The organism is Eudoraea chungangensis (assembly GCF_029360665.1).
In the GTDB taxonomy this organism is placed as follows: Bacteria; Bacteroidota; Bacteroidia; order Flavobacteriales; family Flavobacteriaceae; genus Eudoraea; species Eudoraea chungangensis.
Genome location: NZ_JARDUB010000001.1, coordinates 657994 through 684209, shown reverse-complemented (window position 1 = coordinate 684209; position 26216 = coordinate 657994). Strand labels below are relative to the sequence as shown.

The following is a 26216-nucleotide window of genomic DNA, read 5'->3' as shown; positions in this document are numbered from 1 at the left end:
TTAAAAATAAACTATTATGAAACTACCTTGTAGGTTATTTGTTTTATTCTTTGTTACCATTTTGAGCCTGAAGTCCTTTTCACAAAAAATTGTTGAATCTTATCAGCCAATAACGAATGATAGTCTTAGAATTGGAATGGGCAATGACTTTTTACCCTACATTCAGAGTGGCTTTACGCTAATGCTTCCAGAAGAAAAAAGCCTTAAAGGGGTGCTTATTTTTCTGGAGGATTCGGGATTTGATCAAAAGAATAAAAATGGCAAGCAGCTTTATAAGCATGCCTCTGAAAAAGGTTTTGCGGTATTATCTGTTTCAACCGAAATTCCTTTTGATTTTTATTTTTCTGACCAATCTTCATTTTCCACAACCGTCCAAATTCAAAAAGCTTTTTCCAAATATGATTTGCCGAATGAAAATATATTTTTTTTAGGTACAGGTCTGGTAGGGCATAGAGCCTTGAAATATATAGAATCTATTGACAAAGAAAGTGACAGTTTTCGGTTAAACATCAAAGGAATTGTCATTAGTAATTTAACAATGGATTGGACTAGAAAATGGTATCAGCATAAACGTGATATTAGAATTAATCATATTGACCTTTGGGAGGCTAGATTCATAAACTACATGTTGGAAACACATTTAAAGGGAACACCTAAAACGGCACCAGAGAATTATCATATTTTTTCATCATACAGCTACTTTGATGAAAAAAATAGGAATATTGAGAATTACAAGGAATACGCGGTGAGAGCTTACATTGACCCGGCGATAAAGTATAGATTAAAGAAGTACCTCAGAACTTTGTATGAAAACAATTCAACAGATATGGTTGGGTTTTTAGCTGAATTACAACTGATTGGAAATAATGACACAGAACTCGTTGTGTTACAATCAGATGAAGATATTTCCCAAAAAAAGAATACTCAGTCAACCTGGAATAGCATAGATAAGGAGGAGCTAATGCAATGGATTTTGAAAAAGAGTTAAAATTAATTGTCATAATGAGGATGGGAATACAATGTTAGCTGTTCTTTTCAAATTCTGAAAACATTAGAGGCTCCTCAGTTTTATCAACGCATAGGTGCCACAGCTAAAAAAAAAGATTTTTTCTCAAGTTTTAAAGAAGAAGAATACAAACACACCTAAAATTATGAAGATAAAAAAGGTAAACATTGCGCAAAAGCTCAAATCTTTTAGTGAATATTGGTCTCCTAAGGTAGTGGGTGAACTTAACCAACAAATGGTCAAAATTGCAAAGTTTAAAGGCGAGTTTGTCATGCATCATCACGATAATGAGGATGAATTTTTCTATGTTATAAATGGAGAATTGTTTATTGAGATAGAGGATCAAACACTTAATCTTAAGGCGGGTGAATTTGTTATTATTCCTAAAGGAACGGACCACAAACCTTATGCACCCGACGAAGTTCATATAATGCTATTTGAACCCTCGTCCACCCTAAATACGGGAAATGTAGACAATAACTTGACCCTAGCTGATTTAGACAAAATTTAAGTAGTACTCATGAGATTTGCGCATATCAATATAGTCAGTAATGATTGGAAAGCTCTTGCAGACTTTTATATCAATACTTTCAATTGTAAACTCGTCCCACCCATTCGGGAACAATCTGGCACATGGTTGGACAAGGGTACAGGACTTAAGAACGCACACTTACAAGGTGCACATCTATTGCTTCCTGGATATGATGAAAATGGACCTACATTAGAAATTTATCAGTATGGACTCATAGATAATCAAGGTGTCAGAGCTCCGAATACGAATGGATATGGACACATAGCCTTTGAGGTGGAGAATGTGGAAAAATTGCTTAATACCTTAATTGCGAATGGTGGTAAAACAACGGGAGAAGTCACGCAAAAAGAAGTGGAAAATATTGGAATTCTGACCTTTGTTTATGCCAAAGACCCTGAAGGAAATTTAATTGAATTACAAAACTGGCAAAGAGCTTAATTATGTCGCTTATTAAACTGAAAAAGGAACTACTACATTCTCAAATAAAACTAGAAAATGATCGGGTGCGGTTAATACCCTTTGAAGAGACTCATGAGCAGGAACTCAAATCAATTATTTTTAATGACAACATATGGAAATACATGGGCATGTACATTCGCAACAAAAAAGACTTTGAAATCTATAAAAAAAACACAATTAAATCAAAAGAAGATGGCATCTGCTATCCGTTTGTCATTATTGATAAAACAAAAGATGCCGTTGCAGGATGCACTCGTTTTGGAAACATCAACTTAGCCAGTGAGAAATGTGAAATTGGCTGGACCTGGTACGGTGCAGATTTTCAGGGAACTGGTTTAAACAAAGCCTGTAAATATGAACTTTTGCGATATGGGTTTGAAGTCATAGGGTTTAGGCGGATTCAGTTTAGCGCCGATTTGGAAAACATACGCTCACAAAAGGCCATTGAAAAGTTAGGCGCCAAAAAAGAAGGTATTTTCAGGAACAACTATGTTGATTCCACGGGTAAAAGTAGACATGATGTTTACTACAGCATAATTAGAGAAGATTGGCAAGAATTGAAGATTCGTCATTTTGAAGAATTCGAATAACTTATTTGCGTTATGAATTACAACAACAAAAGGTTTAGACTTTTAGAGAATAGCATAAATGCAGAAACTTCTGAAAAAATGGTTTTTGAGTATAAACAAGATGGTTCTATACTAACTTCTAATTACAGTGGAGGTAAAATCATACAAGGTCATCTCATTGGTTTAGTTAATAATGATGGTGCAATTGAAATGCGCTACCATCAAGTAAATGTTCATGGTGAATTGAGGACGGGAAAATGCTCCTCAAAACCAGAGGTTATGCTAAATGGAAAGATACGCCTCTACGAGACTTGGGAGTGGACCTCTGGTGACAGATCTAGAGGCAGGTCTGTTTTGGAAGAGCTATAGAGGATGATTTTACCGATAAATGCTGGATTAAATAGCTAACAATTAATACAAATGATGAAGAAAAGGAATATTGGAATTTTAATTTTTGATAATGCAGAAGTTTTAGATTTTGCTGGTCCGTTTGAAGTGTTTTCTGTGACCTCGGAACTGAATAATTTTGTACCGTTTGAAGTATTCACAGTAGGTGAGAACCTAGAACCAGTAATTGCGGTTAATGGGTTATCGGTAAACCCAAAATATGATTTTAATACTTGCCCCACTATTGACATCTTGATAATCGCTGGAGGATCAGGATCGCGAAAATTGATGGAAAATAGGAAGGTTTTGAATTGGTTAAACCAAGTTTCCAAAAAAACTGAACTGATACTAAGCATCTGTTCAGGAGCTCGTTTGTTAGGTAAACTAGGTCTTTTAGATCATAAACCTTACTGCACCCACCATCAAGTGTACGATGACCTTGAAAGGCTTGTGCCTACAGGGAAACCTCAGCACAGAAAGCGATTCGTGAATTCGGGAAACATCTACACCTCAGGAGGTATTTCTGCCGGAATTGATTTATCATTTCACATTGTAGAAAAACTTTTAGGAAAGAAAACTGCGGAACAAACTGCTGAGTATATGGAATATGATAGATAAGGTGTGAAAATGGATTGTTCTGGGAAAGGTTAAATAATTGGCAAAGAAATGAAGTTCAAAAAAGTTAAGTGTATAAAATTAAATAAGACGTTGTGAAAAGAAGATTTACTATAATGGTTGCCATTTTGCTAATTGGTGTAAGCTGTAATGAGGATGATGAAATTAATGAAGAATGCAGAGAGCAAAAGAAAGAAAGTTGTGTAGTAACTTTTGAACTAGACCCGGTTTGCGGATGCAACGGGGTTACTTATGATAATCCTTCTACTGCCGAATGTAATGGCATAGATAATTATACACGGGGGGCTTGTAATTAGGGCCTTTTCTTATTCGAATTTTGATTCTCCCATCTATGATATTTTCCAATTTTAAATTGCACATGTCAGTGAAGTTCATCCCATATATGAGAAGCGAGCAAATAAAATAGTTGCGATATCTAAATAATACTATATACTCTGGAAGCCAGCATGAGTATTTTTATCAAACCTTCGACCAAACCTTAAAAAGGGAATCACGGCAATAAGGATGTGTTATCAAGATAATCAGTGTGCCTGAAAAGTTGTACTTTGTTAGAAAGTACAGCTAATGAAAATATTGATCCAATAATACAAGTTATTGGCAAGCGGTAAAACAATAATTGAGTGCGCATTTATGGAAATTCATCTTAAAAAAAAGGGCAATAGAAATGTTGCCCTTTTTTAATTCTTCTGTTATTAATATTCAAAGTTCAATAGAAACACTATTTAATGTGAAGAAGCCTTAATCAAATTCCAAACCATCCGTATCCTGAACACGTGCAATTAAGCCCCAGCCAAAGAAGTAGTTGCTTACCCCAATCAAGACCTCGTTTTCCCCTTTTTGCAAAGGTAATACGAAGGACGTATTCTCTATAGTACATCTTCCTCTAGGCTCTTTCATACCGGGAGACCCATAATAGTTTTTATCGACGTGCAAAGGCTGGCCATTAATAAACACCCAAATCTCATCGCTAAAGCCCATATCGACACGTTTTTTTTGATCTGTGTCTGAGGAAATGGTCTTTTTTACCCAAGCCAGTTTCCGTTGGCCTTCTTCTGTTTCGCCATATAATCTGGTAAGGTTAACCAAGGCCCTGCGATCGGCTCTTAAAGGTTTCCAAACCGCGGTGCTATCTAACAATGCAGTATCAATGAGGGTGCCGGAATCTGGTTTTATTACATCCCTGCCAAAAGGGAAGTCAATAGGTTCTGTCACCAGCCAATTTCGCAAGTAGCGCGAATCATTATAGGTTGGGTCATATCCTTCGTTTGGAGCTAAGTTTTCAGTCGCATTCGGTTTGATCACCAGATTTGCATAGATGACATTTCCGCTAAGAGAAATTGCTCCAGAGTTGCTTATGCCCTCGAGCGCTGGTATGTGAAGGGCAGCCCTTTGCATATCGTTTACATAGACCTTCATTTGTTTTCCTGAAACAACCAATTTCACATGGTTCCATTTCCCCTCGTAAATTTTGGCTGCTGCCTGGTAGTCGTCGGTAACATCCCACATATTTACTCTGTCTAGGACGGCGGCATACTGAAGTGTTGTTCTTTTTAAACCATCTGGAGTTCCGAAATACCGGATATAAAATTTTTCTGAATTCAAAGTGTCCTCACTTATTCTAAAATCAATTCCCGGAAATCCACTGCCTTTTAACTCCACATCAAATTCAATGGTTCCATCTGTAAAAATCAGATCCTTAAGTAGTATGCCAAAACCTTCCTTGTCTTTGCTGCGAACGGCCGAAACAGATTTATAGGTGATAAATTCAACATTATCGGTCATTGACGCCCAATGTTTTTCATCCATGGGAACAAGGATTTCTTTTTCCTCTTTTTTCTTTTGCCCGTATGCCATTCCTGCGAGTAATAGCATGCTTAATCCAATTCCTAACTTTCTCATCATATTCTTAATTTTGCACTAGTTGTATTTAAAAACTAAATTTGGTTTTGGCTAAAAATAATACCCAATCGGTATTCAGGCCTTCGTTCACCTTGTTCAATCTTGTTTAATTCTGTTCAAACTCTGTCACTTGCTAAGCCCTTTTTACATTTATGGATAAATCAACTTTATACATGAAAGAGCATTTGGTAATGGCAATCGAAAGTCATCTGGGTTGGGGTGCAGGCGATACATGGAGTAACAAGGACTTTGAAAAGCTAAGTCAGCTGATTTTTGATACCACAAGTAAAAGACTAAGTGTTACCACTCTGAAAAGAATTTGGGGCCGTGCCGAATGGGTGGCCAACCCCAGCGCCGTTACCTTAGATATTCTATCCGAATTTTTGGGCTACGAACACTGGAGGGCATTTGTACAGGCGAAGAAATTACAGGGGCCAAAAGAAAAAACCTTAAGAAAATCTAAGCTTGTAAAGATTGGGATTTCTTTCGCGGCATTGATCCTTATAAGCACTCTAGTATGGGTTTTTTGGCAAAAAAAATCGGATGGCCCAAGAATTACTGCTTCCTTACAACCGGAAAATTTTGTTTTTAAAAGTAGACCTGTCAGTAAAGGAATTCCCAATTCGGTTATTTTTGAATACGACGTTTCTGCTGCCGACGATAATTCGAAAATTGAAATTCAGCAAAGTTGGGATGATAGTAAGCGAATCAGCCTAGCTAGAAAAGACAGTATTGCGACTTCTATCTACTATCACCCCGGATTTTTTAAATCAAAGTTAGTCGTAGACGATAGTATAGTTAAAGAGAATGATGTTTTTATAACCACAGAAGATTGGTTGGGCATGATTGAACAGGAACCTCGCCCAATTTATCTGAATTCTTCCGATATTTTGAAAGAAGGTAAATTAGCCATTTCCCCCGAAGTTGTTTCCGCCCATAATCTGGATCCAAGGGCATCTGAAATATTTGTCAGTTTTTATCAGGTGAAAGACTTTGGTGAATTGGATACCAATAGTTTTGAAATGTCAGTAACTCTAAAAAACGACTTTGGGGAAGGGCTTAGTGGTGCATGCCAGAGAGCATTGGTATATGTTCTTTACGAGGGCGGTGCAATTGGGATACCCCTGTCTAAAAAAGGTTGTATCTCTGAATTGACTTTAATGGCATTTGAAAAATTTTTTGACGGCAAGAAGAACGACTTATCCGGATTCGGTGTAGACTTTAGCGATTATGTGGATTTAAAGTGTATATCTAAAAACCAGAAGTTAGATGTCTCTATAGATGGCAGGTTGGTCTTCTCTACTGAGGTGCCCAAAGTCCCTAAAAAAATTATTGGAATAAGCATTCATATGGAAGGAGCAGGCTCGGTTAGAAATGTTATTTTACGACAAGAACACAACCCAGTCTATGCCTTTAAAGACTAAAGTGTAAACCAGCATATTCTTAGCTGATCACAGCCTTTCTGATAAACATCCTTAATTTAAAGTCTCTTTTAAAGGGCTATTCATCCAAAAATCATTGTAATTCTCGGGTCTCGATAAAGGCTGATCAATGAATATAGGTTTTCTTTTATCCATAAATATAATATCAGTCGGAGCGTTTCTGTTGGGTTTGATGCGCTGTGAAAAAAACTCTCTGAACTGTTGGTATTCCTGAATTTCATGTTCGTTAACTAAATTACCATCAACGTCTCTGATATTTTTTACCATTACTTTAAACATTTGTGCAACTTCAGAAGCTCGCCCTTTATTTATTAAACCGCTGGTCAGGCCCCTCACATTATCTAAGGCTTTTAAAAAACTTTTGTCCCCATAAAGTTTAACGGAGTCTTTGGATACTATTATTTCCTCAATTTTAAACTTCTGTTGATCGAATCGAATATCATAATTTTTATGCTTCACGGCCGATAAGGAATCCACAGGATTATTAAAATATAACATGTAATAGCCGCCTGGCATATTAACAAGGGTAGAATCTAAGACAAATTTGGGGGGCTTTCTTATTTGAAAACTATTATGGAAAGAGATATAGTTTAAATACATTTTATTATCTAGTTTTCTATAATCAGTGGTAATGTCATAAATTACCTTTTGTATATGACCATGCTTGTTTTTCTTCCGGGAATTATTCCGTTTCTTGTCGTCATACATGGTATATTCCAATTTATAAATGGCAAAATCTAATTTGGAAATGTATATGGTTCCATTTGCACGATAATTGGGGTAGAACACCCAAAACTTAATTGAATACAGCTCTTCATTATCAACACGGGTATCCCTACTCCTCATAAAAAAATGTTTTTTTATAAAGTCGGTTTTTAGGGTGCCAACAAAATCAAAGGAACCCACATTGTAATTTCTAATCGCATCATGAATTCTCAGTATTCTAAATTCATTACCGCCATGGGCATCTAGGTGTGCCTTTTTAATAGTCTTTGTATACGATTGATAATCATATGCTATTCGAGCCAGAGAGTCTTGTTCAAAATCTTCGTTTAAAGCGAAATGAAATAGGTTGGTTTCTGAAGTTCCATCGTCTAATTGATCAAAACCCTGATCAAAAACCTCAAGGATAGCTTCGTTCAGGTTTACGTATGAGCCATCCTTTAACTGGTAGTCACGGTAATAGCCTATGGTAGAAAAAGAAGAAGAAGGAAAATTTCTGGGGATTGCATCAATAGCGCGTTGTACTATTTGTTTGGCATTCAAATTTCGTTTTCGTTTACCCTCAGCACTTACTACGGCTTCATCCAAATCGAATACGGCCGGATTCAAAGTAGTTATATTCAAGTCATTCAACAGGAGTTCTTCTATTGCGATTTCCTTGGTTTCGTAGCCCATAGAAGATATCTCAATGATATCGCCATAATCTTTGTACTTCAGAGGAATTCGGTAGCTGCCATCTGCGTTGGTAATTATGCCCAAGGCCCTCTCCTTTATTCTAATATTCGCAAATACCAAAGGTTCATTTGTTTGAGAATCAAACAGTCTACCGGCAATATATTCTTGTTGTTGGGCAAAAAGCTTGGCCGTAAGCAGAAAAAGAAAAAGAAAAAATAGGTGAGCTGATAATTTTTTCTCCATAGATTAAAAAGATTACTAATATATTTTTCTAATACCCTTGCCATTAAATAGGCAATACCCCCTAAATGTTAATTTTAAAATATTATTTCCTCTCCTACCATAGGCCTTCCTCTTGCGGAAAATATATAGATCCAAGCAGAAAACTTTGGAATAACCTTCCTTATCATCGGATGGATAAGTCCCTTTTGATTCTTCATAAGTCTATTACCTAAGCCAGGCTTTCTACAATTCTTCCGCAGGATTAATAATTTCCACGTCTAAGCCTTGGGTCTTTATCACTAAATGTTCGTTCATCTTATCTAATTCTCTGTTAAGCGAATCGTTTTCCTTGGAATATAAGTTAGTAACTTCTGGAGAATAGATTTCATTACTGGATTTCGGGTTGGCAATCGTTTCTTTTCCTTCCAGCAGATACTCCGTTGCAACGTCCGACTCTATATCCATCATTTTGACGTTTATATAAACCGCAAGAATGGATATACATAAGACTAATGTTGCAGCAAGTGCTAAATATTTTGGGGTTGAATAATCTGTAAAACGCTTAAGGCTACCTTTAATAGAAGCATATTTTTTAATTGGATACCTTTCCCTGAGGGATTGAAGAAGAATTCCGTTATTAATATTTGGTTCCACAACAGTTGCTTTCTCCATCCGAAATGCTTCTCTGGATTTCTTCAAAAAACCGCGGAATTCTGTGTACTCTATTTCCTTAATAAAAGAGCTCACGTATAGTTTTTCTTGAGGAGAAAGATCCTTATAATCCTTGGTGAGGAGAAAATTTTCTAATTTACTATTCATTTATACAACTTTGTTGGTCTAAACATATTTAACCGGCTCGACAATTGTTTTGTCCCATAGAATAATCTAGACTTTACAGTTCCTGGCGGACAATTCATTATTTCTGCAATGGCTTTAATGGATAAGTTATGTTCATGACGGAGGATGAATGTTAGGCTATATTTCTGATCCAATCGATCAAGTTCCAAACGCAGCCTTTGGCTAAAAAGAGATAGGTCGAGAGATTTGTCAACAGGAGCCAAATCCATACTCTTTAATTCTTGAAGGCCTTTTTCTGATAAGCGGATATCTATATCTCTAACCTTATTTCTTCTGTATTCATTCTTGCACATATTATAGGCAATGGTATATATCCATGTTTTAAAGTTTCTGTCTCGATCAAAAAATTCTGCTTTTTCTATTACTTTAAGAAATAAATCTTGCACAAAATCTTCAGCCCTGTCTCTATTTTGCCATAGTCTTTGATAGAAGAACAGAAACAGGGGTCCTGAAAACCTTCTATAAATTTCATTAAATGCTTTTTCCCTTCCCTTGGTAACATAGAACACTAATTGTTCATCTGATATGTTTTTATAATCAATATTAAATTGAAAAGGCAATAGCTTAAGCTTTAGAATTAATTATACTCGTCAAAATTAGTATTCGTAGGTTTTTTTAATTTCATCATATTTCCTGTGCTTTCCGCAGTATCAGTCAGGATTTCAAAATTAAAGTGATGTATTAAAACCTTTCCGGTTCCATTTATAAAAACGCCGTAGGAAATTCCTTTTGCATTAGTAGGGACCTCTAAAATAATCTCATAATCTGTCCAATCTGTAGTTCCCCTTATTGGCCTGTCTTGCATATTGTCAAAAGCTAAGACTTTATTTTTTCGACCTTTATTACCATCCACTCTCATCCACATTCCTGCCCAATCATCTAGGTTTGAAGATTTAATACTTCCTGTGAGTTTCACCTTTTTACCCAAAAAGTCTGTAGGTTCAAAGTTCTGCATAATAGTTCCGAACCCATTTTCTATTTTTTTTCTAGTAGACCTTAGGTAAGCAACCTTGCCGCCCTTTTCAGAATTATCCTCAAGCCCTATCTTGTAGTATTCCGGTGTACTTCCTGCCAGGAACCATCCTTTTATTCTTTCGTCAGATGCAAAAGTGAAGGATACTAGTACAAATGCAATGCAAAGTAATCCAAGCTCCAGTAGTTTTACTTTTAAATATTTCATAAGTTCTATTTTTATGTTGTCTGTTTTCTTAATATACACGCTAACAGCATAAAGGTTCAATAAAAGATTATTTGAAACTGAGCACACTTTTTTAATCTAAAATATGCTACAAAAAAAGGCAACTATAAAAATAGCTGCCTTTAAATACAATGTTCTCTAAAAGAACACCATAATAGTCTTATTCGCCTTCCTCTACACTAGCATCGGGAGCGTTAGTTTTAACGGATGCAATACCATTTTCCATAGCCGCAGGACTGGAGTACATTTGACTGGTTCCAATTACCTGTCCGTTAGTAGCCATAAGGTTAAAATAAGTGCTGCCGTTTTTTCCAGTTTTTCTGTCAAAACGCTCATCACTCTGCGAGTTTTTTCGAACAGATTCAATTCCATTATCGCAACTCGCTTTGGTAGCATACCCCTGGCTACTTAAAATAACCTGGCCATTAGTCGCTTTTAAATTAAATCTAAACTTTCCTCCTTTGTCTGTATTTATTGCAAACTTTCCCATTTAATTATGTTTTTAGTACTCACTAAAACTAATGAAAAATTGGCATTTAAGCCAATGAAAAGCTAATAAACATCAATTCTATTTTCTTTACGCCTAGCTTTAGAATAAACTGGGTTAAAACTAAAATTTATTAGCGCACTCCTCTACGCCAATCCCATGGCGGGATGGGTTTTTTATCGTACCAAAGGCCTAGCTTCTTTTTTTTGGCCTTATCTTCTAATGCCTGTAGTTTTGCATTGGAGGAATACCTTACAAAATGCCAAGCCAGGCCATTGGCAAGAAGCTCTTCTCCAACATTCTTCCCCTTACATTTAACCTCTGCAACGCTTCGGCCATATTTATCTTTCGTTAAAATGTTAAGGGTAACGTTTTTCTCAAAAATAAGCTTGGTAGTTAATTGGGTGGCTTTGGCAGAAAAGGGCTGTTTTCTTTCCGGACAATCAATGTTGGCAATTCTAACTTTGATAATGGTATTATCACTTTTAAGAAGTCTAAACGTATCTCCATCTGCAATGGAGATGACTTTTCCGCTTACTTTCTCTGTTTTTAACCCTGGATTCCTGCAGGAAACCTGAAAGATGGTAAAGCTAATAGAGATAAATACTAAATACGCAAAGGATGTGGCTGGTTTGTAGAACGATGGCATAGGTCAGGGAAGGGCTCTAATGATGGTACGAATTGGGTTTAAGGTGAACAAAAGATTATTACAGAATGTCTGTGGTCCTCAAAGGTAGAAGAATAAATGTCTACCACTCTAAGTCGAGTGGGTTTCTTTAATTCGCTGAAATCCGCGGAGCTTATCGTAATAGTATGGTTGTGCTCTGAGAAACCCTGAATGTTGTAGGTCTTTTCTTTGGCCGCTATTATGTCCTCTTTGCTGATTGAAAGTTCGTGCCCGTGATTTAGTTCGATATTTCCCAAAGCACCATTTTCAACACAATCGGATACAGCAAGGGGAGTTAGTTCCGGATCTCCTTTCCCCTCATCTGAACTGGAACAACTAACGAAAAGTAGTACGATAAGTACCACAAGCAACAATTGGCCTATTTGATTTTCCAAATTTTCTAATTTCTTCTTCATCCCTTTTTAAGAATCCTGCCTCACTAAAGTACAAAATTGATGGCATTTTATTCGGCTAAACATATATGGAACTTTATCCATCCCAAGGATAAAGTTTAGGCTACAACTGCTTCTTTGTCACAATTCTAAAAACCCGAAGTCTCTAAAGAAAACAAGGTGCTTAAAACAACCTTTTTGAGTTGCGACACCTCTGTAATACTGTAAAAATATTGTACACTTTCTGTAAAGATATTTTACATAGAGGGCTTTTTTCTAAAAACCACAATAGATCTAAATAATTGATAACAAGGGAGTTATCTTTTTGGCATAAATATCGGTATAGACAATTGAAAGCATTGAAGGACAGTAATTGCACTTTGCGATTTGCTTGTCTACCAAACACCAATCCTAAGAAACCATGTTTAAGAACTATTTAAAATCGGCCTGGAGGAATCTAATCAAAAACAAGGCCTACAGTGCACTTAATATTTTTGGCTTAACCATCGGAATTACCTGTGCCAGTCTAATATTACTTTGGGTTGAAGACGAGCTGAGTTTTGATGAAAACTTTGCTAAAAAAGATCAGGTGTATTACCTGCCCACAAATCAGCAATATGAAGGAGAGTGGCGGACGTTTTATCAGTCTACGCCCGGGCCCTTGGCTGAAGTTTTAAAAGCAGAAATTCCAGAGATCGTGGGAAGTGCCAGAACTAAAGGAGAAGCGTTGCTATTTGAAGTAGGAGATAATTCGCTAAATAAATATGGCAGGTTTGTGGATCCGGATTTTATAGAGATGTTTAGCCTGACTTTCTTGGAAGGAGATCCTAAAACAGCTTTTTCCGAGTACGATGCAATTGTTATTTCTAAGGAAACAGCTACACACCTCTATGGAGAAGATACCCAGGTATTGGGGAAAGTGGTTAGAGTAGACAATAATACTAACTACATAATCACTGGGGTTTTTGAAGACTTGCCGACCAATGTGACCTATGGTTTTGAATGGGTTGCTCCCTTCGAAAGATTTGTGGCAGATAAAGAATGGATGACAGAATATGGGAATAATTTTTCAGACACCTTTGTAGAACTTTCCCCGGAAGCAGATTTTGCAAGTGTGGATGCCAAGGTTAGAAATATGCTTCCTGCAATTACAGAAAATAAGGATGTTTATGCCTTTTTACATCCTATGAAAGATTGGCGCCTACGATCTAATTTTGAAGGCGGGAAGAAAGTTGGAGGGCAAATAGTCTATGTACGTTTATTCTCTTTTATCGCCCTTATTATTTTGTTGATTGCCTGCATTAACTTTATGAACTTGTCTACTGCGAGAAGCGAAAAAAGAGCCAAGGAAGTAGGTGTACGGAAGGTCCTGGGCTCTGGTAAAAAAAGACTGATTTCTCAGTTTATTGCTGAAGCATTGCTTACTGCAATCATGGCAAGTCTGGCAACGATTATCTTATTGAGTATTCTTTTGCCACAGTTTAATATTCTTATTGAAAAACAATTAGAGCTTGGGTTCTTAGAATCCGCACATCTGATTTCAATACTCGCCATCACATTAATTTGTGGTCTTCTGGCCGGATGGTATCCCGCTTTTTATTTATCGTCATTTAAACCAGTGGAGGTAATAAAAGGAATCAGGTCTAAAGAGGGTAGTGCCACTAGGATAAGAAAAGGTCTTGTGATAGCCCAGTTTACTGTTTCTATAGTATTTATTGTGAGCACCATTATTGTGTACCAGCAAGTAAAACATGTGAAAAGCAGAGACCTTGGTTTTGCTAAAGAGAATCTTCTAAAAATTTCAGTCAATGGGGATATAATCAAAAATTTTGAGCCAATTAAGCAAGACATGATTGCCTCCGGCGTAGTGGAACATATAGGATTGAATAATTCTGAGGTTCTTGCAGGAGGCAATAATGGATCTGGGTTGGAATGGCCGGGAGGCACAGACACAGAGGATGTACTTATATCTTTTAGATATATCAGTTCGGGTTTTTTTGATACCGCAGGTATGGAAATTGTTAAGGGAAGGGGTTTTAAGGATGCTATAGACTATGCCAAGAATAATATTTTGGTTACCGAAGCATTTGCCAAATTAATTGACAAAGAAAACCCTTTGGGGAAGACGGTTAGAAGGGGAGATGAGAATTATACGGTGGTTGGCGTGGTGAAGGATTATTTGTATGGCGATATGTACGGAGAGAGCGATCCGGTTATGTTTTTTAACTATCATGGGGATGCTCGCTATTTATATGCCAGGTTGAAGCCAGAGACAGATTTGTCAATCACACTTGCTACAATGGAAAAGGTTTTAGAAAAACACAACCCAGCATTTCCTTTCGAATACGAATTTGTGGACGACGCCTTTAATGCGCGTTTTAAAAGTGAGAGGCTTATTGGAAGTCTTTCCCAACTATTTGCATTGTTGGCAATTATTATTTCCTGTTTGGGCCTATTTGGGCTGGCGGCCTATACCGCGGAACAAAGACAGAAGGAAATTGGAGTACGCAAGGTGCTTGGTTCCACGGTTGTAGGTATTGTACAATTGTTGTCTAAAGATTTTATGCGATTGGTTTTGGTTGCTCTATTTATAGCTGGTCCTTTGGCATATTGGTTAATGCAAAATTGGCTTGAAAGCTTTGCTTATCGTATTAGTATTGACCTTTGGGTTTTTGTATTTGCTGGTCTTGTAGCTATCTGTATTGCCTTGCTTACGGTAAGCTTTCAGGCATTTAAAGCAGCACTAGCAAACCCTGCAAAAAGCTTACGCTCCGAGTAGAAGTTTCCAATGAATGCGTTAGAACTCTGCTTAACCAAAGCGATACTGAAGCAATCTATCATAAGGTACAATGTAATAGTTCCGTAAGGGAATGCATAAATAACTAAAAGAAAGCTAATGGGATTTGTTATTCCATATTAAATAACCAGCTTCCGTCTTTCAACCATTTTTTATCCAGCAAGTCTAGAGCTCCAGCCATATCAAAGGCTTTCAGATAGTTCTCTACCAGATTTAGAAAATGTAGATCTCCAGCAGGGAGAGCCATGGCAATAGGCTCTATATTCAGGGGACTTTCTAAGGTTACCAAATCTTTCCCTTGGTTACGCATTATGGTAATCACGCAGATAGAATAATCCGCTACCATTGCATCCACCTCATCGTTTAAGACCATAGCAATTGCTTCATCATAATTTTCAACTGGCATGGCCTGTGCTTTGGGCATATATTTCTTTACAAAAGTCTCGCTGGTAGATCCTTTTAAGAAGCTTATCTTATATGCGGCGTTGTTGGCCTGTTCTGTGCCCTTCATATTGGATAAAACAGACGTTTTTGCAAGAATAGATTTACCAGATACAGTATACGGCCCGGCAAACAAAACGTCTTCACTTCGTGCCGTGGTAACAGTCATTCCCGACATTACCGCATCTATCTTCCCAGCCTTGAGGGCCGGCAGCAATTCTGAAAAGGGCATAACTTCCACTGCTAGCTTTACCCCCATTCCACTCGCAAGAGCATTGGCCAGGTCTACTTCAAGACCCATTAGTTCCCCTGTTTTGGACTTCATACTATAGGGCGGTTGATTACCGCTGAGTCCAACACGGATCTCTCCGTTTTTAATAATTTTTGAAAGGGTCTTTTGCGCATTTATAGGCAAGGTAAAAGCCACAAAAAATAGGGTAATGACTAAAGCATATTTAATTTTCATTTTTTTAGTTTTTAGTTTGGTACAGTAAATCCTTAAGTGGTTTAAGATAGGGCTTATTTTTAAAAGAGGAAATTGTTTGCCTAGGGGATTCAAATTTTAATTAGAAAGCACCATGAGTTATTCCACAATATAGCGTAGTCTTCACGGATTTTGAGATCTCTGCAGGAACTATAATTTTTCATATCTTGAATACTTTGACTACCTTTTTAGTCGCTTAACACTTTTGTTTATTGTCTTATGAAAACACTCCGAATCTCAAAAGAAGTAGAATTGTTATTAGGTGTTGTGGGGGCGGCCCAGGGAATATTTCTCAGTGTGTATATGCTTATGAGAAGGCATAAAAACTATAAGAATGTGCTTTTGGGTTTTCTCTTTGTAACACTTACGCTTCGGATTCTTAAGTCGCTCCTTTGGGTTTACTTGGATGCCATCCCGGATTGGCTTATTAATTTGGGGTTTATAGCACATTCTGCTTCTGGCCCTTTGCTGTTTCTGTATAGCTATAGCTTTATTTCTAATTGCAAGGGTTCTTTGAAAAGCGTTTGGCATTTTCTTCCGTCGGCACTCTTGTTGGCAGGAATGTTTTCTCTAACCTTGCAAAACTTCTGGTATGCTGGGGGTTATGCATTGCTCTTATTTCAGCAGTTGGCTTATGGACTGGCAAGTATTGGCCTCTTAATATACGCCTTAAATAGAAAGAACAGCTTTACAGCAGCTTTTACAGACAAGAAAAACCGATGGTGGCTGTTACTTTTAGTTGGCTGTGCTTTTGTTATTCAAACAGCGTATTTCACTAATTATATATTAGGATTAACACCATATCTTCTGGGCCCTGTGGCTTATGGAATTTTTATATACTTTATAAGTTTCTTCGGATGGAACAACCCGCAAATTTTCCATTCAGACAAAGGCAAAAAGAAATATCGCAATATTCATTTGAGCCGTTTGGAAGTACAACAATACAAAGAAAGAATCCTAAATTTAATGACTCAGAAGAAGCCGTATTTAGCTAATAACTGTTCTATTGGTGAGATAGCGGATAACATGGAACTGCCTGTCTATGTAGTTTCCCATGTTATAAATAAGGAGTTTTATAAAAACTTCCCTGATTTTATAAACTACTACCGTATTCAAGAGGCTCAAAGTTTACTTAAGAAGAAGGAATTTACTCATTTAAAAATCGCCAGTATTGCCCATGATTGTGGGTTTAATTCCTTGTCTTCTTTTAATAAGGCATTTAAAAAGGTAGCAGGAGTTACCCCTTCTTTTTACAGAGATAATGAGTGATTTATAAATGCATCATAGGTAATAGGAAAAATTCTTTTCTGCTAACAATTCATTTTGGATATTGCAGGGAAGCATTTTTTTAAGCCTGTATTAATTGCTTCATAATAACGATGAAGCAGATTAAAACTAGAGCGGCAAACCTTTGAAGGTTTGCATAGATTCTGATGATTTATAAGAATTGTTAAACCTTATTATTATGCACACAAACAAGTTGTATACCAAGAGAGAAGCCTTGAAATTATGCTTGTTGGGTGGCCTAGGCCTTGGAGTGCTACCTACTTTGTTCTCTTTTTCTGATAGGGAAAAAATGATTAAAAGAACAATTCCAGCCACTGGGGAAGCTTTACCAATTGTTGGAGTAGGGACTTGGCGGACTTTTGACGCCCACAACGACGTAGAGCAGCGAAAAAATTTAAAGAAAGTCTTGCAGGTGTTAAACCACTATGGCGGCGAGCTTATAGACTCTTCTCCTATGTACGGAAGTTCTGAAAAGGTGGTTGGGGATCTAACCCAAGGACTGGAGTTTCAGAACGACTTTTTCTATGCTACAAAAGTTTGGACTACCGGAAAGGAGGCTGGAATACAACAAATGCAACAGTCGTTTAACTATATGCAAAGAAAGCAGCTAGACCTGATGCAGATACACAATCTTACCGATTGGAAAACCCATATAAAGACATTGCGGGCATGGAAAGAAAAAGAAAAAATTAGATATTGGGGAATTACACATTATGTAGATTCTTCTCATAGGCAGCTTTCGGATATTATAGTTTCTGAAAGGCCAGATTTTGTTCAGTTTAATTATTCAATCACTTCCAGGCATGCAGAAAAGTATCTTCTGGATATTGCACAAGAGAACCAGACGGCGGTGATTATTAACCAGCCTTTTAATGGAGGTTCATTGTTTAGAAAGACCTCTGGTAAAGACCTACCTTCCTGGGCTAAGGATATTGGGGTTGAAAGTTGGGCCCAATACTTTTTAAAATTTATCTTATCTCATAAGGCCGTTACCTGTGTAATTCCCGGTACCGCTAAACCTCACCATATGGTAGATAATGTAAAAGCCGGTTATGGACCATTACCTACGATTCAGCAGAGAAATAAAATGAGCGAATACTTAAGTTCTATTTAGTATGATACAGAAGTCTACAAGTAGAAATACCAAGGCAAGAGTTATTATTTTTCTTTTTCTCCTAGTTGTCATTGGTGGATGTGACGATAGCACAGAGATTCGTATTAGTAATTCTTCTGCGGGTCCATTGAAACTTGAACTTATTGTTGATGAGATTCCTGTTCCTTTTGGGATGACTTTTTTAGCAGACAGTTTGCTTCTGGTTACCGATCGCCCCAGTGGAGCTGTCTTTATGGTAGATGTGAATAGAGGTATTAAGAAGCGCCTTAGAGGAGTTCCTTCCTCTTTTGCTAATGGCGATGGAGGTGCCTTAGACATTCTTGCACATCCCGATTATAAAAAAAATGGCTGGATTTATTTTGCACATTCCATCGGGGATTCTGCGAAAAGTACGCTGGCCATAAAAAGATTTCAAATAGTTGGAGACTCTGTGGTTAATGTGCATAAACTTGCCACTATTCTGCCCTATTTTAATAAACCCAATCACTACGGAACACGAATGGCATTGGATGACGGATATCTATATTTTAGTATGGGAGATAGATACCACCTTCCTGATTCTGCCCAAAGCCTTGGAAATCATTTAGGGAAAATTATGCGTATAAAAGAAGACGGAACTGTGCCTGCCGACAATCCTTTTATAGGCGTTCCTGGCGCATTAGCTGAGATATGGTCTATTGGCCATAGAAATCCTCACGGGCTTTTGTTCCATCCGGTAACAGGAGAACTATGGGAGAATGAACACGGACCAAAAGGCGGGGATGAGGTGAATATTCTGCAAAAGGGAAAAAATTATGGCTGGCCCATAATTTGTTACGGGATAGATTATGATGGAGAACCAATAGGAATAGGAATTACCCATCAAGAGGGGCTAGAACAGCCATTATATCATTTTACTCCCTCCATAGCTCCGGGCGGAATGGATTTCTATACGGGAAATGAGATGTCAGAATGGAATGGCAGTCTTTTTATAGGTGCCCTGGCCCTTAGGCATTTGAATCGGCTGGAAATAAAAAACGGTAAAGTGGTTAGCGAAGAACGACTTTTAGAAGATCTTGAAATGCGAATTAGAAATGTAAAGCAGGGTCCGGACGGAAACCTGTATATAGCAGCAGACGGCGGGAAGATACTACGGATAGTAGCAGACAAATAACATAATAGTACTAAGTGGTATTATTAATAAAATGCACTTAATAAAAATATACCATTTGAGATATTAAAATAACATAATTGCTAAGAAAGTAGTCGTTTTGTTGGTTTTATCCTAAGTTATTAGGCGTAAATATCGGCTATTTGTTTGCTAAATTTTTTTCGTATTACCCGTCTTTTAAGTTTTAAAGTTGGGGTTAGTTCTGCCTCAGATTCGTCTTCATGGATAGGAAGCCAGGGTGTAGAGAGCAATCTAAATTCTTTGACCTGTTCAATATGACTAAACTCAGGATTGTAGCGGTCTATTATTTTCTGATATTTGCGAATCACTTTTTTCTTTTGAATCATTTCCTCCAAAGAGGTCCATGCCATTTTTTTATGAAGACACCAGCTTTTTAAGGCTCCTTCTGCAGGAATAATCAAGGCGGATACAAATTTCTGTTTGTCGCCAATTACCATCATTTGTTCAATTAGAAAGTCCTCCTTAAACTTGTTTTCCATGGGTGCAGGGGCCACGTATTTTCCACCCGAAGTTTTTAACAACTCTTTTTTTCTATCGGTTATTTTTAAAAACTCTTTCCCGCCTGGACCTTTTATCAGCTTGCCTATGTCGCCTGTACAGAACCATGTCCTCCCATCTATTTCTTTAAAAATTTGGGCGTTTAGTTCTGGCTTTTTGTAGTAGCCCTGCATTACATTAGGTCCTATAGCTAAGATTTCCCCTTCTCCCTCGCCATAGTCTCCTGCGGTAGTGTCAATATATAATTCTACTCCTTTAACGGCGTAGCCAACTGTACCTAACATGGTTGCCTCGGGAGTATTACCAGTAAGAGTAGGCGAGGTTTCAGTAAGGCCATATGCCTCTTTAATATTAATACCTGCAGCACAGAATACGCGTAGTATTTTAAGTGGGCAGGGTGCAGCTCCAGTAACAATGGTTCGGATGTTACCTCCCAAAGCAGCTCGCCATTTGCTAAATATAAGTTTATCTGCAAGCTTCCATTTAAACCTTTCCATAGTGGAAAGTTTTTGGTCTAGTTCAAAAGCATCCGTTAGGCTTAATGCCCAAAAAAACAGCTTTCTTTTGATACCTTCCAGGGATAAGCCTTTATTGTAAATTGCTTCATAGACTTTTTCGAGTAATCGGGGCACGGTGGTAAACATTACCGGTTTAATTTCGGCAAGATCTCCATTTGGTCCACTTAGGTTGTCTGTACCCGTAAAATAAATAGATACTCTTTTATAATAATAGACGAAGGAAACGGCTCTTTCGTAAATATGACACATGGGGAGGAAACTTAGAGTTTTTTCCCCGGGATATAATTCTACTAGATTGGAAGTGGAGACAACTACGTGCATAATATTTTTGTGGGTTAACATTACGCCTTTCGGATTGCCGGTAGTACCAGAGGTATAGATAATAGTTACAAGATCTTCTTCTTTTATCTTCTCGCCAATTAGTTTTAGTTCTTCGGTTTTGGAAGTATTGAACATGCTTTCCCAATAGGGTTGGCCTTCGGTTTTATCAAAACAGAAAAGTTGATTAAAACTGGGTACCTTATCTTGCGTCTTGGAAAGCTTGCCAAACAAATCTAAACCTCCACAAAAGGCCGCTTTCACTTCGGCTTCGCCTAAGATATACTCATATTCACCTATACTGATTGTAGGGTACAACGGAATACTAACCATGCCGGCTAATTGAATTGCAAAATCCATGATAAGCCATTCGGGCCTGTTTTTATAAGCTACAATTGCAACTTTATCGCCAGGCACTAAACCAAGGGCTAATAAACCTCCGGCAGCCTTATTGGCTGTTTCTGCGACTTCCTGAGAGCTATACGCTCTCCAACTTCCATCTGCATTCCGGCTGTTTACTGCCGCCGCGATAGGTTCATTTTCTAATTGATAGTCAAGGAGGTCAAATAGTCTGGTCATGGGTTGGTTTATTGGTTTAGTTTCTAGGAAGATACAAAATAATTCCTATGCTAAATAGCAGTAATACTGCTATTCAAACATTAAACTAATAAATTCTGCAACACAAACTGGTTTTTTTTGGAGGTCACTTTCAATCACAATATTCCAGGTAATTTTTAACCCATTTTCCCCATATGATTCTATATCTCTAATATTCCCTAAAATTCTTAATTGGCTATTTACCAGAACGGGGCTGGGAAAGCGAACTTTGTTAAGACCATAATTCACACCCATTATAGCAGACTTTACCTGAATTAGGTCTCCAAGAAGCTTAGAAACTAGAGAAAGCGACATAAAACCATGGGCCACAGTTTTTTTAAAAGGGGAATATTTTTCTGCTTTTTCAATATCGGTATGAATCCATTGAAAATCCAAAGTTGCCTTTGCAAAATCGTTTATCATTTCCTGGCTAACTCTAAGCCAATCCCCTGCGGGGAGTTTTTCGCCCTGCAGTTTTTTAAATTCCGTAAAATCTGTTACTTCTAATTTTGCCATTTCGTGTCTATCTAGAGGTACCTCCATCAATGGTTAAACAGATTCCAGAGACAAAACGAGCTTCGTCGGAAGCCAAATAAAGATAGCCATAAGCAATATCTATTGGTTCTGCTACGGTCCTTAATGGGATGCTGGCCTTTATGGCATCAAAGTGTTCTTCTGGTATTTTTTTCACCATATCTGTCATGGTAAAGCCGGGAGCAATAGCGTTCGCCGTAATCCCGTGCTTTCCTAATTCTACCGTCCAGGTTTTGGCCATGGCAATTACACCTGCCTTAGTAGCGGCGTAGTTTGTCTGCCCAAAATTACCTCTTAATCCAACATTTGAAGCGGCACTTACAATCCTTCCATATTTCTGTGCTTTCATATAAGGGACTGCCGCCTGCGTACATAGAAAAACACCTTTTAAGTTTACTTCAACAACAGCATTCCATTCCTCTTCACTCATTTTTTCCAGAGTTCTGTCTCTTGTAATTCCGGCATTATTTATAAGTATATCTATTCTTCCATAGCTCTCGGCAACCTCATTAAAAAGTTCTTCCACGGCACTTTTGTCCGTGACCGACAGCGAATGATACACAGCCTTGCCTCCTGTGTCATTTATTTTATCAGCCACTTCCTTCCCTATGGGCAAGAGATCTATGATCACTACTGTGGCCCCTTCTTGGGCAAAAAGTTCAGAAACTGCTTGTCCAATTCCTCCTGCACCTCCTGTTACAATGGCTATTTTTCCTTTTAATCTCATCTTAAAACGTATTAATTTATTTGTACGATTACTTTGCCCTTAACCTTACGAGCTATCATTTCTTCCAGAGCTTTTGAGGTCTCTTCCAGTTTGTATGTCTTATGAATATGAGGTTTTAAATTGCCATCATTATACCACTGCATTAGGCTAAGGGTATTTTTCATATTCTCCTTTGGGTTCTTCATGGCAAAACCTCCCCAAAAAACACCAACTATGGAGGCTCCTTTTAAAAGAGGTAGGTTTAATGGGATTTTTGGAATGCTTCCGGCTGCAAAACCTACTACCAGGTATTTGCCTTTCCATGCAATTCCCCGAAATGCAGCCTCTGAAAACTCACCTCCTACGGGATCATAAATGAGGTCTACTCCTTTATTTTCTGTAAGCTCTTTAATCCTACTTTTAAGATCTTCTTTTTTGTAATTGATTGTAAGCTGTGCTCCATATTTTCTGCACAGAGCCAATTTTTCGTCAGATGAAGCTGCTGCAATAACTTTGGCCCCCATTAGTGTTCCCAGCTCAACAGCGGCCAAACCTACGCCCCCGGAAGCACCCAACACCAATAAAGTTTGTCCCTCTTCTAATTGTCCTCTATCCTTTAGGGCATGGTATGAGGTACCATAGGCCATCATAAAAGAGGCTGCAATGGGGAAATTCATGTTTCTTGGTTTGGGAAAACAGGTGCTCACTGAGACAATTACCTCTTCCGCCAAAGCTCCAAAAGGGACAAAACCAAAAACCTCCTCGCCAATAACAAAATTGGTTATCTCCTTGCCTATTTTTTTAATAGTACCAGAAAAATCGCTCCCCGGGGTAAAAGGGAGTTCCGGTTTAATCTGATATAATCCTTGTGTAATAAGTGTATCTGGAAAGTTAATACTACAAGCCTTAACTTGTACCACTACTTCTTTAGGTCCCGGGACCAGACTTGGAAGTTCTTCTATAGCTAAGGAAGAGGGGGGGCCATATTTATTGCATCGAATAGCTAGCATAGGGTTTAGTCTTCGATTACTTTTAAAACTAATTTACCAAGCTTTTCCCCGCTAAAAAGCCTGTTAAAAGTTTCGGGAAAGTTTTCAATTCCTTCAAAAACAGCTTCCTTACTTTTGAGTTTTCCTTCTGCGAGCCAGGTACCCATCACTTTAGCAGCCTCTCCGTAGCGATCTGCCCAATCAAAAACTACCATGCCCTGCATGCTTGCTCTATTCACCAAAAGGGAAAGATAGTTACTTGGACCTTTAATCGCCATTTTATTGTTGTATTGGGATATGGCTCCACAGATTACAATTCTTGCCCTCATTTTTAATCTGCTTAAAGCGATGTCCAAAATCTCACCTCCAACATTGTCGAAATAAACGTCCAAGCCTTTAGGGCACTCTTCTTTAAGCCTAGCTCTAACAGCCTCATTTTTATAATCTATGGCTCCATCAAAGCCAAGTTCGTCTATAATATATTTACATTTCTCAGGCCCTCCGGCAATTCCCACTACATGGCATCCTTTTAACTTGGCAATCTGGCCAACAATACTGCCTACAGCCCCTGCAGCTCCTGAAACCACCACAACGTCTCCTTCTTTTATTTTTCCTACCTCAAGAATGCCAAAGTAGGCCGTCATACCTGGCATGCCTAAGGTACCGATATACGTTGGTAAGGGGGCTAATTTGGGATCTACCTTATAACATCCCTGTCCATTGGAGACGGCGTATTTTTGTACGCCACCGTAGGCAGAGATAAAGTCTCCTATTTTAAAACTAGGATGATTATTTACCTTTACTATTTCACCCACCGAACCGGCTCGCATCACAGAGCCCAAAGCCATCGGTTCTATATAGGATTTAGAATCGTTCATCCATCCCCTCATAGCCGGGTCTAAGGAGATATAATGTTGTTTAATTAGAATTTCTCCATCTTTTAAATCTGGAATTTCCGTATCTACTAAAGACCAAGTGTCTGCTTCTGCGGGGCCTACAGGTCTTTTTACAAAGAGTAATTGTTTGTTCATGTTTTTTGTTTTGTAGTGTTATTTTTTATTAGAGAAACTCTTTACAAAGGCTTCCATTTTTGTTCTAATTTCTGGCTTCCACCAGAGCCTTGCCGCCTCTTGCAAGGAATCTTCCCCTTCCCTTTCTAATTTCATTAACCATTGGGAACGAAGTTTCTTTTTGGTTGCAAGCCATATTTCTTGATCAGCTTTTAAATATAATTTTAGTTTGTTTTCTGCAGATTCCAACACTTTTTCTAAAGGAACCAAAGCGTCTACAAGACCCACTACTTGAGCTTCCTCAGCAGTAAGAAGCCTACCTTCTAAAATATATCGATTGGCCATCCCTTCTCCGATCCAATAAGTATAAGCATCGATTAAGCCCTGTGAAATTTGAATGTTTACGGCCACCTCATTGAGACCAATACGATATTTTTCTCCTTCGGCCATAAACCTGTTATCACTTGTTACTGCTAAAACACAGCCTCCTGCTGGAGCATGTCCTGTGATGGCCGAAATAAATGGCTTAGGGAAACGAACCAATTGCTGATACAAAGCCCCAAAATCTCTAAAAAAAGATTGTATCTCTCCTTCATTGTATGCGATTAACTCTATAAGGTCTAAACCTGCTGAGAAAAAGTGGGGTTGTCCACTGAGAATCACGCCCTGCAAGTCGCTATTTTCAATCGCTCCAAATACTTCACTTAGCTCGCTAACCATTTCGTGATTAATGGCATTAACCTTTCCTCTTTTCATGCTTACTACAGCATAGTTTTCCTTGTGTTCAATTTCCAGTGTATTCATAAATTCTTGTATTGTTTTAAATCAATGAGGTTCCTCCATCCAGAGTTATGGTTTGTCCTGTTATATATTTTGAATTATTAGAGGATAACCAGGCAATGGCTTCTGCAATTTCTTCCGCTTCACCAAACCTATTCATCGGAATTACTCTCTTGAGTCTTTCTTCCATATCGGGCCTAAAGGAAAGTAGCTTGTCTAGCAATGCTGAATTGGTATAGCCGGGACAAACCGCATTTATTCTTATTTTCTTATGTGCATATTCTAATGCGGCAGATTTTGTCATGCCAACTACAGCAAACTTACTGGCACTATAAGATAGGTTATAACCCGAAGCTTTTAAGCCAGCCAGAGAAGCTACATTAATTATATTTCCATAGCCCTGCTTATTCATTTGATTTAGTGCTGCTTTCATCCCGTAAAAAACCCCAGTTTGGTTTACAGCTATTACATTGTGCCAATCTTCCATGGTGTGTTCCGCTGTCTTTTTCTGATGTTCTCCTCCTATCCCGGCATTGTTTACCAAGATGTCTAATGCTCCAAAGTTATTTACAATACACTCGATTAAAGAGGTAAATTCCTCATACTGGGTTACATCTAGTTTTTTTGCCAAGGCTTTACCGTTATTTGCATTTATTTCTGTAGCAACTACCTCTACTTTATCTCTATTTATATCGGCAACGATTACTTGGGCACCATAGGAGCTTAATAGCTTCGCTGTTGCAGCTCCTATTCCGCTTCCGGCTCCGGTGATGAGTATTATTTTGTTTTTTAAATCCATTGTTTAAGAGTCTTACTTCAG

General features: G+C 38.0%; 28 protein-coding genes. 12 read left to right on the top strand and 16 right to left on the bottom strand.

The window, feature by feature from the left end; genetic code table 11:
* Window positions 1-16 precede the first annotated feature (16 nt).
* The 7 genes from PXG98_RS03095 to PXG98_RS03065 all read left to right on the top strand — a co-directional run bounded on the left by PXG98_RS03095 (window position 17) and on the right by PXG98_RS03065 (window position 3885).
* Complete coding sequence (locus tag PXG98_RS03095) at window positions 17-988, top strand: hypothetical protein (RefSeq protein WP_276388941.1); 972 nt, start codon at window positions 17-19, stop codon at window positions 986-988.
* A gap of 163 nt (window positions 989-1151) precedes the next feature.
* Entirely contained in the window at window positions 1152-1517 is a 366-nt protein-coding gene (locus tag PXG98_RS03090) for a cupin domain-containing protein (RefSeq protein WP_276388940.1), read from the top strand.
* 9 nt (window positions 1518-1526) lie between these two features.
* Window positions 1527-1976 carry a VOC family protein gene (locus PXG98_RS03085; protein ID WP_276388939.1) on the top strand — a complete coding sequence of 150 codons (450 nt, stop codon included), beginning with the start codon at window positions 1527-1529 and terminating at the stop codon, window positions 1974-1976.
* 2 nt (window positions 1977-1978) lie between these two features.
* The gene (locus tag PXG98_RS03080; RefSeq protein ID WP_276388938.1) at window positions 1979-2587 is read left to right on the top strand and encodes a GNAT family N-acetyltransferase; all 609 of its coding nucleotides are present in this window, start codon (window positions 1979-1981) and stop codon (window positions 2585-2587) included.
* A gap of 12 nt (window positions 2588-2599) precedes the next feature.
* Window positions 2600-2935, top strand: a complete 336-nt coding sequence (locus PXG98_RS03075; protein WP_276388937.1) for an avidin-fold protein — start codon at window positions 2600-2602, stop codon at window positions 2933-2935.
* Window positions 2936-2986: 51 nt separating this feature from the next.
* Window positions 2987-3571 carry a DJ-1/PfpI family protein gene (locus PXG98_RS03070; RefSeq protein ID WP_276388936.1) on the top strand — a complete coding sequence of 195 codons (585 nt, stop codon included), beginning with the start codon at window positions 2987-2989 and terminating at the stop codon, window positions 3569-3571.
* A 92-nt stretch (window positions 3572-3663) separates the two neighbouring features.
* Window positions 3664-3885, top strand: coding sequence for a hypothetical protein (locus PXG98_RS03065; RefSeq protein ID WP_276388935.1), 222 nt, complete (start codon window positions 3664-3666; stop codon window positions 3883-3885).
* Between the two features lie 442 nt (window positions 3886-4327).
* On the opposite strand, the gene PXG98_RS03060 is transcribed toward PXG98_RS03065, so the two are convergent.
* Window positions 4328-5491, bottom strand: coding sequence for a LamG domain-containing protein (locus PXG98_RS03060; RefSeq protein ID WP_276388934.1), 1164 nt, complete (start codon window positions 5489-5491; stop codon window positions 4328-4330).
* A 149-nt stretch (window positions 5492-5640) separates the two neighbouring features.
* On the opposite strand from PXG98_RS03060, the gene PXG98_RS03055 reads away from it, so the two are divergent.
* Window positions 5641-6912: a hypothetical protein gene (locus tag PXG98_RS03055; RefSeq protein WP_276388933.1), complete on the top strand. Its 1272-nt coding sequence runs from the start codon at window positions 5641-5643 to the stop codon at window positions 6910-6912.
* A 51-nt stretch (window positions 6913-6963) separates the two neighbouring features.
* Here the strand turns inward: PXG98_RS03055 and PXG98_RS03050 are convergent, their stop codons facing one another.
* From PXG98_RS03050 to PXG98_RS03020, 7 genes are all read right to left on the bottom strand, one after another.
* Window positions 6964-8571, bottom strand: coding sequence for a carboxypeptidase-like regulatory domain-containing protein (locus tag PXG98_RS03050; RefSeq protein WP_276388932.1), 1608 nt, complete (start codon window positions 8569-8571; stop codon window positions 6964-6966).
* A 222-nt stretch (window positions 8572-8793) separates the two neighbouring features.
* Window positions 8794-9369: a hypothetical protein gene (locus PXG98_RS03045; protein WP_276388931.1), complete on the bottom strand. Its 576-nt coding sequence runs from the start codon at window positions 9367-9369 to the stop codon at window positions 8794-8796.
* Complete coding sequence (locus tag PXG98_RS03040) at window positions 9366-9968, bottom strand: RNA polymerase sigma factor (RefSeq protein ID WP_276388930.1); 603 nt, start codon at window positions 9966-9968, stop codon at window positions 9366-9368. Before PXG98_RS03040 ends, PXG98_RS03045 begins: the two co-directional genes overlap by 4 nt.
* A 17-nt stretch (window positions 9969-9985) precedes the next feature.
* Window positions 9986-10588 carry a hypothetical protein gene (locus tag PXG98_RS03035; protein ID WP_276388929.1) on the bottom strand — a complete coding sequence of 201 codons (603 nt, stop codon included), beginning with the start codon at window positions 10586-10588 and terminating at the stop codon, window positions 9986-9988.
* A gap of 178 nt (window positions 10589-10766) precedes the next feature.
* Window positions 10767-11096, bottom strand: coding sequence for a YegP family protein (locus PXG98_RS03030; protein WP_276388928.1), 330 nt, complete (start codon window positions 11094-11096; stop codon window positions 10767-10769).
* Window positions 11097-11226: 130 nt separating this feature from the next.
* Entirely contained in the window at window positions 11227-11742 is a 516-nt protein-coding gene (locus tag PXG98_RS03025) for a thermonuclease family protein (RefSeq protein ID WP_276388927.1), read from the bottom strand.
* Window positions 11743-11780: 38 nt separating this feature from the next.
* The gene (locus PXG98_RS03020) at window positions 11781-12176 is read right to left on the bottom strand and encodes a hypothetical protein (protein WP_276388926.1); all 396 of its coding nucleotides are present in this window, start codon (window positions 12174-12176) and stop codon (window positions 11781-11783) included.
* A 397-nt stretch (window positions 12177-12573) separates the two neighbouring features.
* On the opposite strand from PXG98_RS03020, the gene PXG98_RS03015 reads away from it, so the two are divergent.
* Window positions 12574-14931: an ABC transporter permease gene (locus PXG98_RS03015; RefSeq protein WP_276388925.1), complete on the top strand. Its 2358-nt coding sequence runs from the start codon at window positions 12574-12576 to the stop codon at window positions 14929-14931.
* A gap of 127 nt (window positions 14932-15058) precedes the next feature.
* Here PXG98_RS03015 and PXG98_RS03010 read toward each other — a convergent pair whose 3' ends face one another.
* Entirely contained in the window at window positions 15059-15856 is a 798-nt protein-coding gene (locus tag PXG98_RS03010; RefSeq protein ID WP_276388924.1) for a transporter substrate-binding domain-containing protein, read from the bottom strand.
* A gap of 237 nt (window positions 15857-16093) precedes the next feature.
* Between PXG98_RS03010 and PXG98_RS03005 the strand changes: the two genes are divergently transcribed.
* The 3 genes from PXG98_RS03005 to PXG98_RS02995 all read left to right on the top strand — a co-directional run bounded on the left by PXG98_RS03005 (window position 16094) and on the right by PXG98_RS02995 (window position 19428).
* Complete coding sequence (locus tag PXG98_RS03005) at window positions 16094-17143, top strand: helix-turn-helix transcriptional regulator (protein WP_276388923.1); 1050 nt, start codon at window positions 16094-16096, stop codon at window positions 17141-17143.
* A gap of 196 nt (window positions 17144-17339) precedes the next feature.
* Window positions 17340-18275 carry an aldo/keto reductase gene (locus PXG98_RS03000; protein WP_276388922.1) on the top strand — a complete coding sequence of 312 codons (936 nt, stop codon included), beginning with the start codon at window positions 17340-17342 and terminating at the stop codon, window positions 18273-18275.
* Window position 18276: 1 nt separating this feature from the next.
* Complete coding sequence (locus PXG98_RS02995; protein WP_276388921.1) at window positions 18277-19428, top strand: PQQ-dependent sugar dehydrogenase; 1152 nt, start codon at window positions 18277-18279, stop codon at window positions 19426-19428.
* A gap of 119 nt (window positions 19429-19547) precedes the next feature.
* Here the strand turns inward: PXG98_RS02995 and PXG98_RS02990 are convergent, their stop codons facing one another.
* From PXG98_RS02990 to PXG98_RS02960, 7 genes are all read right to left on the bottom strand, one after another.
* Entirely contained in the window at window positions 19548-21359 is a 1812-nt protein-coding gene (locus PXG98_RS02990; protein ID WP_276388920.1) for an AMP-dependent synthetase/ligase, read from the bottom strand.
* 69 nt (window positions 21360-21428) lie between these two features.
* Entirely contained in the window at window positions 21429-21893 is a 465-nt protein-coding gene (locus PXG98_RS02985) for a MaoC family dehydratase (RefSeq protein WP_276388919.1), read from the bottom strand.
* 7 nt (window positions 21894-21900) lie between these two features.
* The gene (locus tag PXG98_RS02980; RefSeq protein ID WP_276388918.1) at window positions 21901-22638 is read right to left on the bottom strand and encodes an SDR family NAD(P)-dependent oxidoreductase; all 738 of its coding nucleotides are present in this window, start codon (window positions 22636-22638) and stop codon (window positions 21901-21903) included.
* A gap of 11 nt (window positions 22639-22649) precedes the next feature.
* On the bottom strand, window positions 22650-23627 hold the full coding sequence (locus PXG98_RS02975; protein ID WP_276388917.1) for an NADPH:quinone oxidoreductase family protein: 978 nt from the start codon (window positions 23625-23627) through the stop codon (window positions 22650-22652).
* Between the two features lie 5 nt (window positions 23628-23632).
* Window positions 23633-24637, bottom strand: a complete 1005-nt coding sequence (locus tag PXG98_RS02970; protein ID WP_276388916.1) for an NADP-dependent oxidoreductase — start codon at window positions 24635-24637, stop codon at window positions 23633-23635.
* Between the two features lie 18 nt (window positions 24638-24655).
* The gene (locus PXG98_RS02965) at window positions 24656-25420 is read right to left on the bottom strand and encodes an enoyl-CoA hydratase/isomerase family protein (RefSeq protein WP_276388915.1); all 765 of its coding nucleotides are present in this window, start codon (window positions 25418-25420) and stop codon (window positions 24656-24658) included.
* A gap of 16 nt (window positions 25421-25436) precedes the next feature.
* A complete protein-coding gene (locus tag PXG98_RS02960; RefSeq protein WP_276388914.1) occupies window positions 25437-26195 on the bottom strand; it encodes an SDR family NAD(P)-dependent oxidoreductase in 759 nt (252 codons plus the stop codon).
* Window positions 26196-26216 lie beyond the last annotated feature (21 nt).

Bases quoted from the DNA above. Each gene is read 5' to 3' on its own strand.
- PXG98_RS02990 (WP_276388920.1), bottom strand. From the start codon at position 21,359: ATGACCAGACTATTTGACCTCCTTGACTATCAATTAGAAAATGAACCT.
- PXG98_RS02960 (WP_276388914.1), bottom strand. From the start codon at position 26,195: ATGGATTTAAAAAACAAAATAATACTCATCACCGGAGCCGGAAGCGGA.
- PXG98_RS02985 (WP_276388919.1), bottom strand. From the start codon at position 21,893: ATGGCAAAATTAGAAGTAACAGATTTTACGGAATTTAAAAAACTGCAG.
- PXG98_RS03085 (WP_276388939.1), top strand. From the start codon at position 1,527: ATGAGATTTGCGCATATCAATATAGTCAGTAATGATTGGAAAGCTCTT.
- PXG98_RS02970 (WP_276388916.1), bottom strand. From the start codon at position 24,637: ATGAACAAACAATTACTCTTTGTAAAAAGACCTGTAGGCCCCGCAGAA.
- PXG98_RS03055 (WP_276388933.1), top strand. From the start codon at position 5,641: ATGGATAAATCAACTTTATACATGAAAGAGCATTTGGTAATGGCAATC.
- PXG98_RS03010 (WP_276388924.1), bottom strand. From the start codon at position 15,856: ATGAAAATTAAATATGCTTTAGTCATTACCCTATTTTTTGTGGCTTTT.
- PXG98_RS03030 (WP_276388928.1), bottom strand. From the start codon at position 11,096: ATGGGAAAGTTTGCAATAAATACAGACAAAGGAGGAAAGTTTAGATTT.
- PXG98_RS03000 (WP_276388922.1), top strand. From the start codon at position 17,340: ATGCACACAAACAAGTTGTATACCAAGAGAGAAGCCTTGAAATTATGC.
- PXG98_RS03035 (WP_276388929.1), bottom strand. From the start codon at position 10,588: ATGAAATATTTAAAAGTAAAACTACTGGAGCTTGGATTACTTTGCATT.
- PXG98_RS03070 (WP_276388936.1), top strand. From the start codon at position 2,987: ATGATGAAGAAAAGGAATATTGGAATTTTAATTTTTGATAATGCAGAA.
- PXG98_RS03080 (WP_276388938.1), top strand. From the start codon at position 1,979: ATGTCGCTTATTAAACTGAAAAAGGAACTACTACATTCTCAAATAAAA.
- PXG98_RS03015 (WP_276388925.1), top strand. From the start codon at position 12,574: ATGTTTAAGAACTATTTAAAATCGGCCTGGAGGAATCTAATCAAAAAC.
- PXG98_RS02975 (WP_276388917.1), bottom strand. From the start codon at position 23,627: ATGCTAGCTATTCGATGCAATAAATATGGCCCCCCCTCTTCCTTAGCT.
- PXG98_RS03090 (WP_276388940.1), top strand. From the start codon at position 1,152: ATGAAGATAAAAAAGGTAAACATTGCGCAAAAGCTCAAATCTTTTAGT.
- PXG98_RS03025 (WP_276388927.1), bottom strand. From the start codon at position 11,742: ATGCCATCGTTCTACAAACCAGCCACATCCTTTGCGTATTTAGTATTT.
- PXG98_RS03050 (WP_276388932.1), bottom strand. From the start codon at position 8,571: ATGGAGAAAAAATTATCAGCTCACCTATTTTTTCTTTTTCTTTTTCTG.
- PXG98_RS03045 (WP_276388931.1), bottom strand. From the start codon at position 9,369: ATGAATAGTAAATTAGAAAATTTTCTCCTCACCAAGGATTATAAGGAT.
- PXG98_RS02965 (WP_276388915.1), bottom strand. From the start codon at position 25,420: ATGAATACACTGGAAATTGAACACAAGGAAAACTATGCTGTAGTAAGC.
- PXG98_RS03095 (WP_276388941.1), top strand. From the start codon at position 17: ATGAAACTACCTTGTAGGTTATTTGTTTTATTCTTTGTTACCATTTTG.
- PXG98_RS03005 (WP_276388923.1), top strand. From the start codon at position 16,094: ATGAAAACACTCCGAATCTCAAAAGAAGTAGAATTGTTATTAGGTGTT.
- PXG98_RS03075 (WP_276388937.1), top strand. From the start codon at position 2,600: ATGAATTACAACAACAAAAGGTTTAGACTTTTAGAGAATAGCATAAAT.
- PXG98_RS02980 (WP_276388918.1), bottom strand. From the start codon at position 22,638: ATGAGATTAAAAGGAAAAATAGCCATTGTAACAGGAGGTGCAGGAGGA.
- PXG98_RS02995 (WP_276388921.1), top strand. From the start codon at position 18,277: ATGATACAGAAGTCTACAAGTAGAAATACCAAGGCAAGAGTTATTATT.
- PXG98_RS03060 (WP_276388934.1), bottom strand. From the start codon at position 5,491: ATGATGAGAAAGTTAGGAATTGGATTAAGCATGCTATTACTCGCAGGA.
- PXG98_RS03020 (WP_276388926.1), bottom strand. From the start codon at position 12,176: ATGAAGAAGAAATTAGAAAATTTGGAAAATCAAATAGGCCAATTGTTG.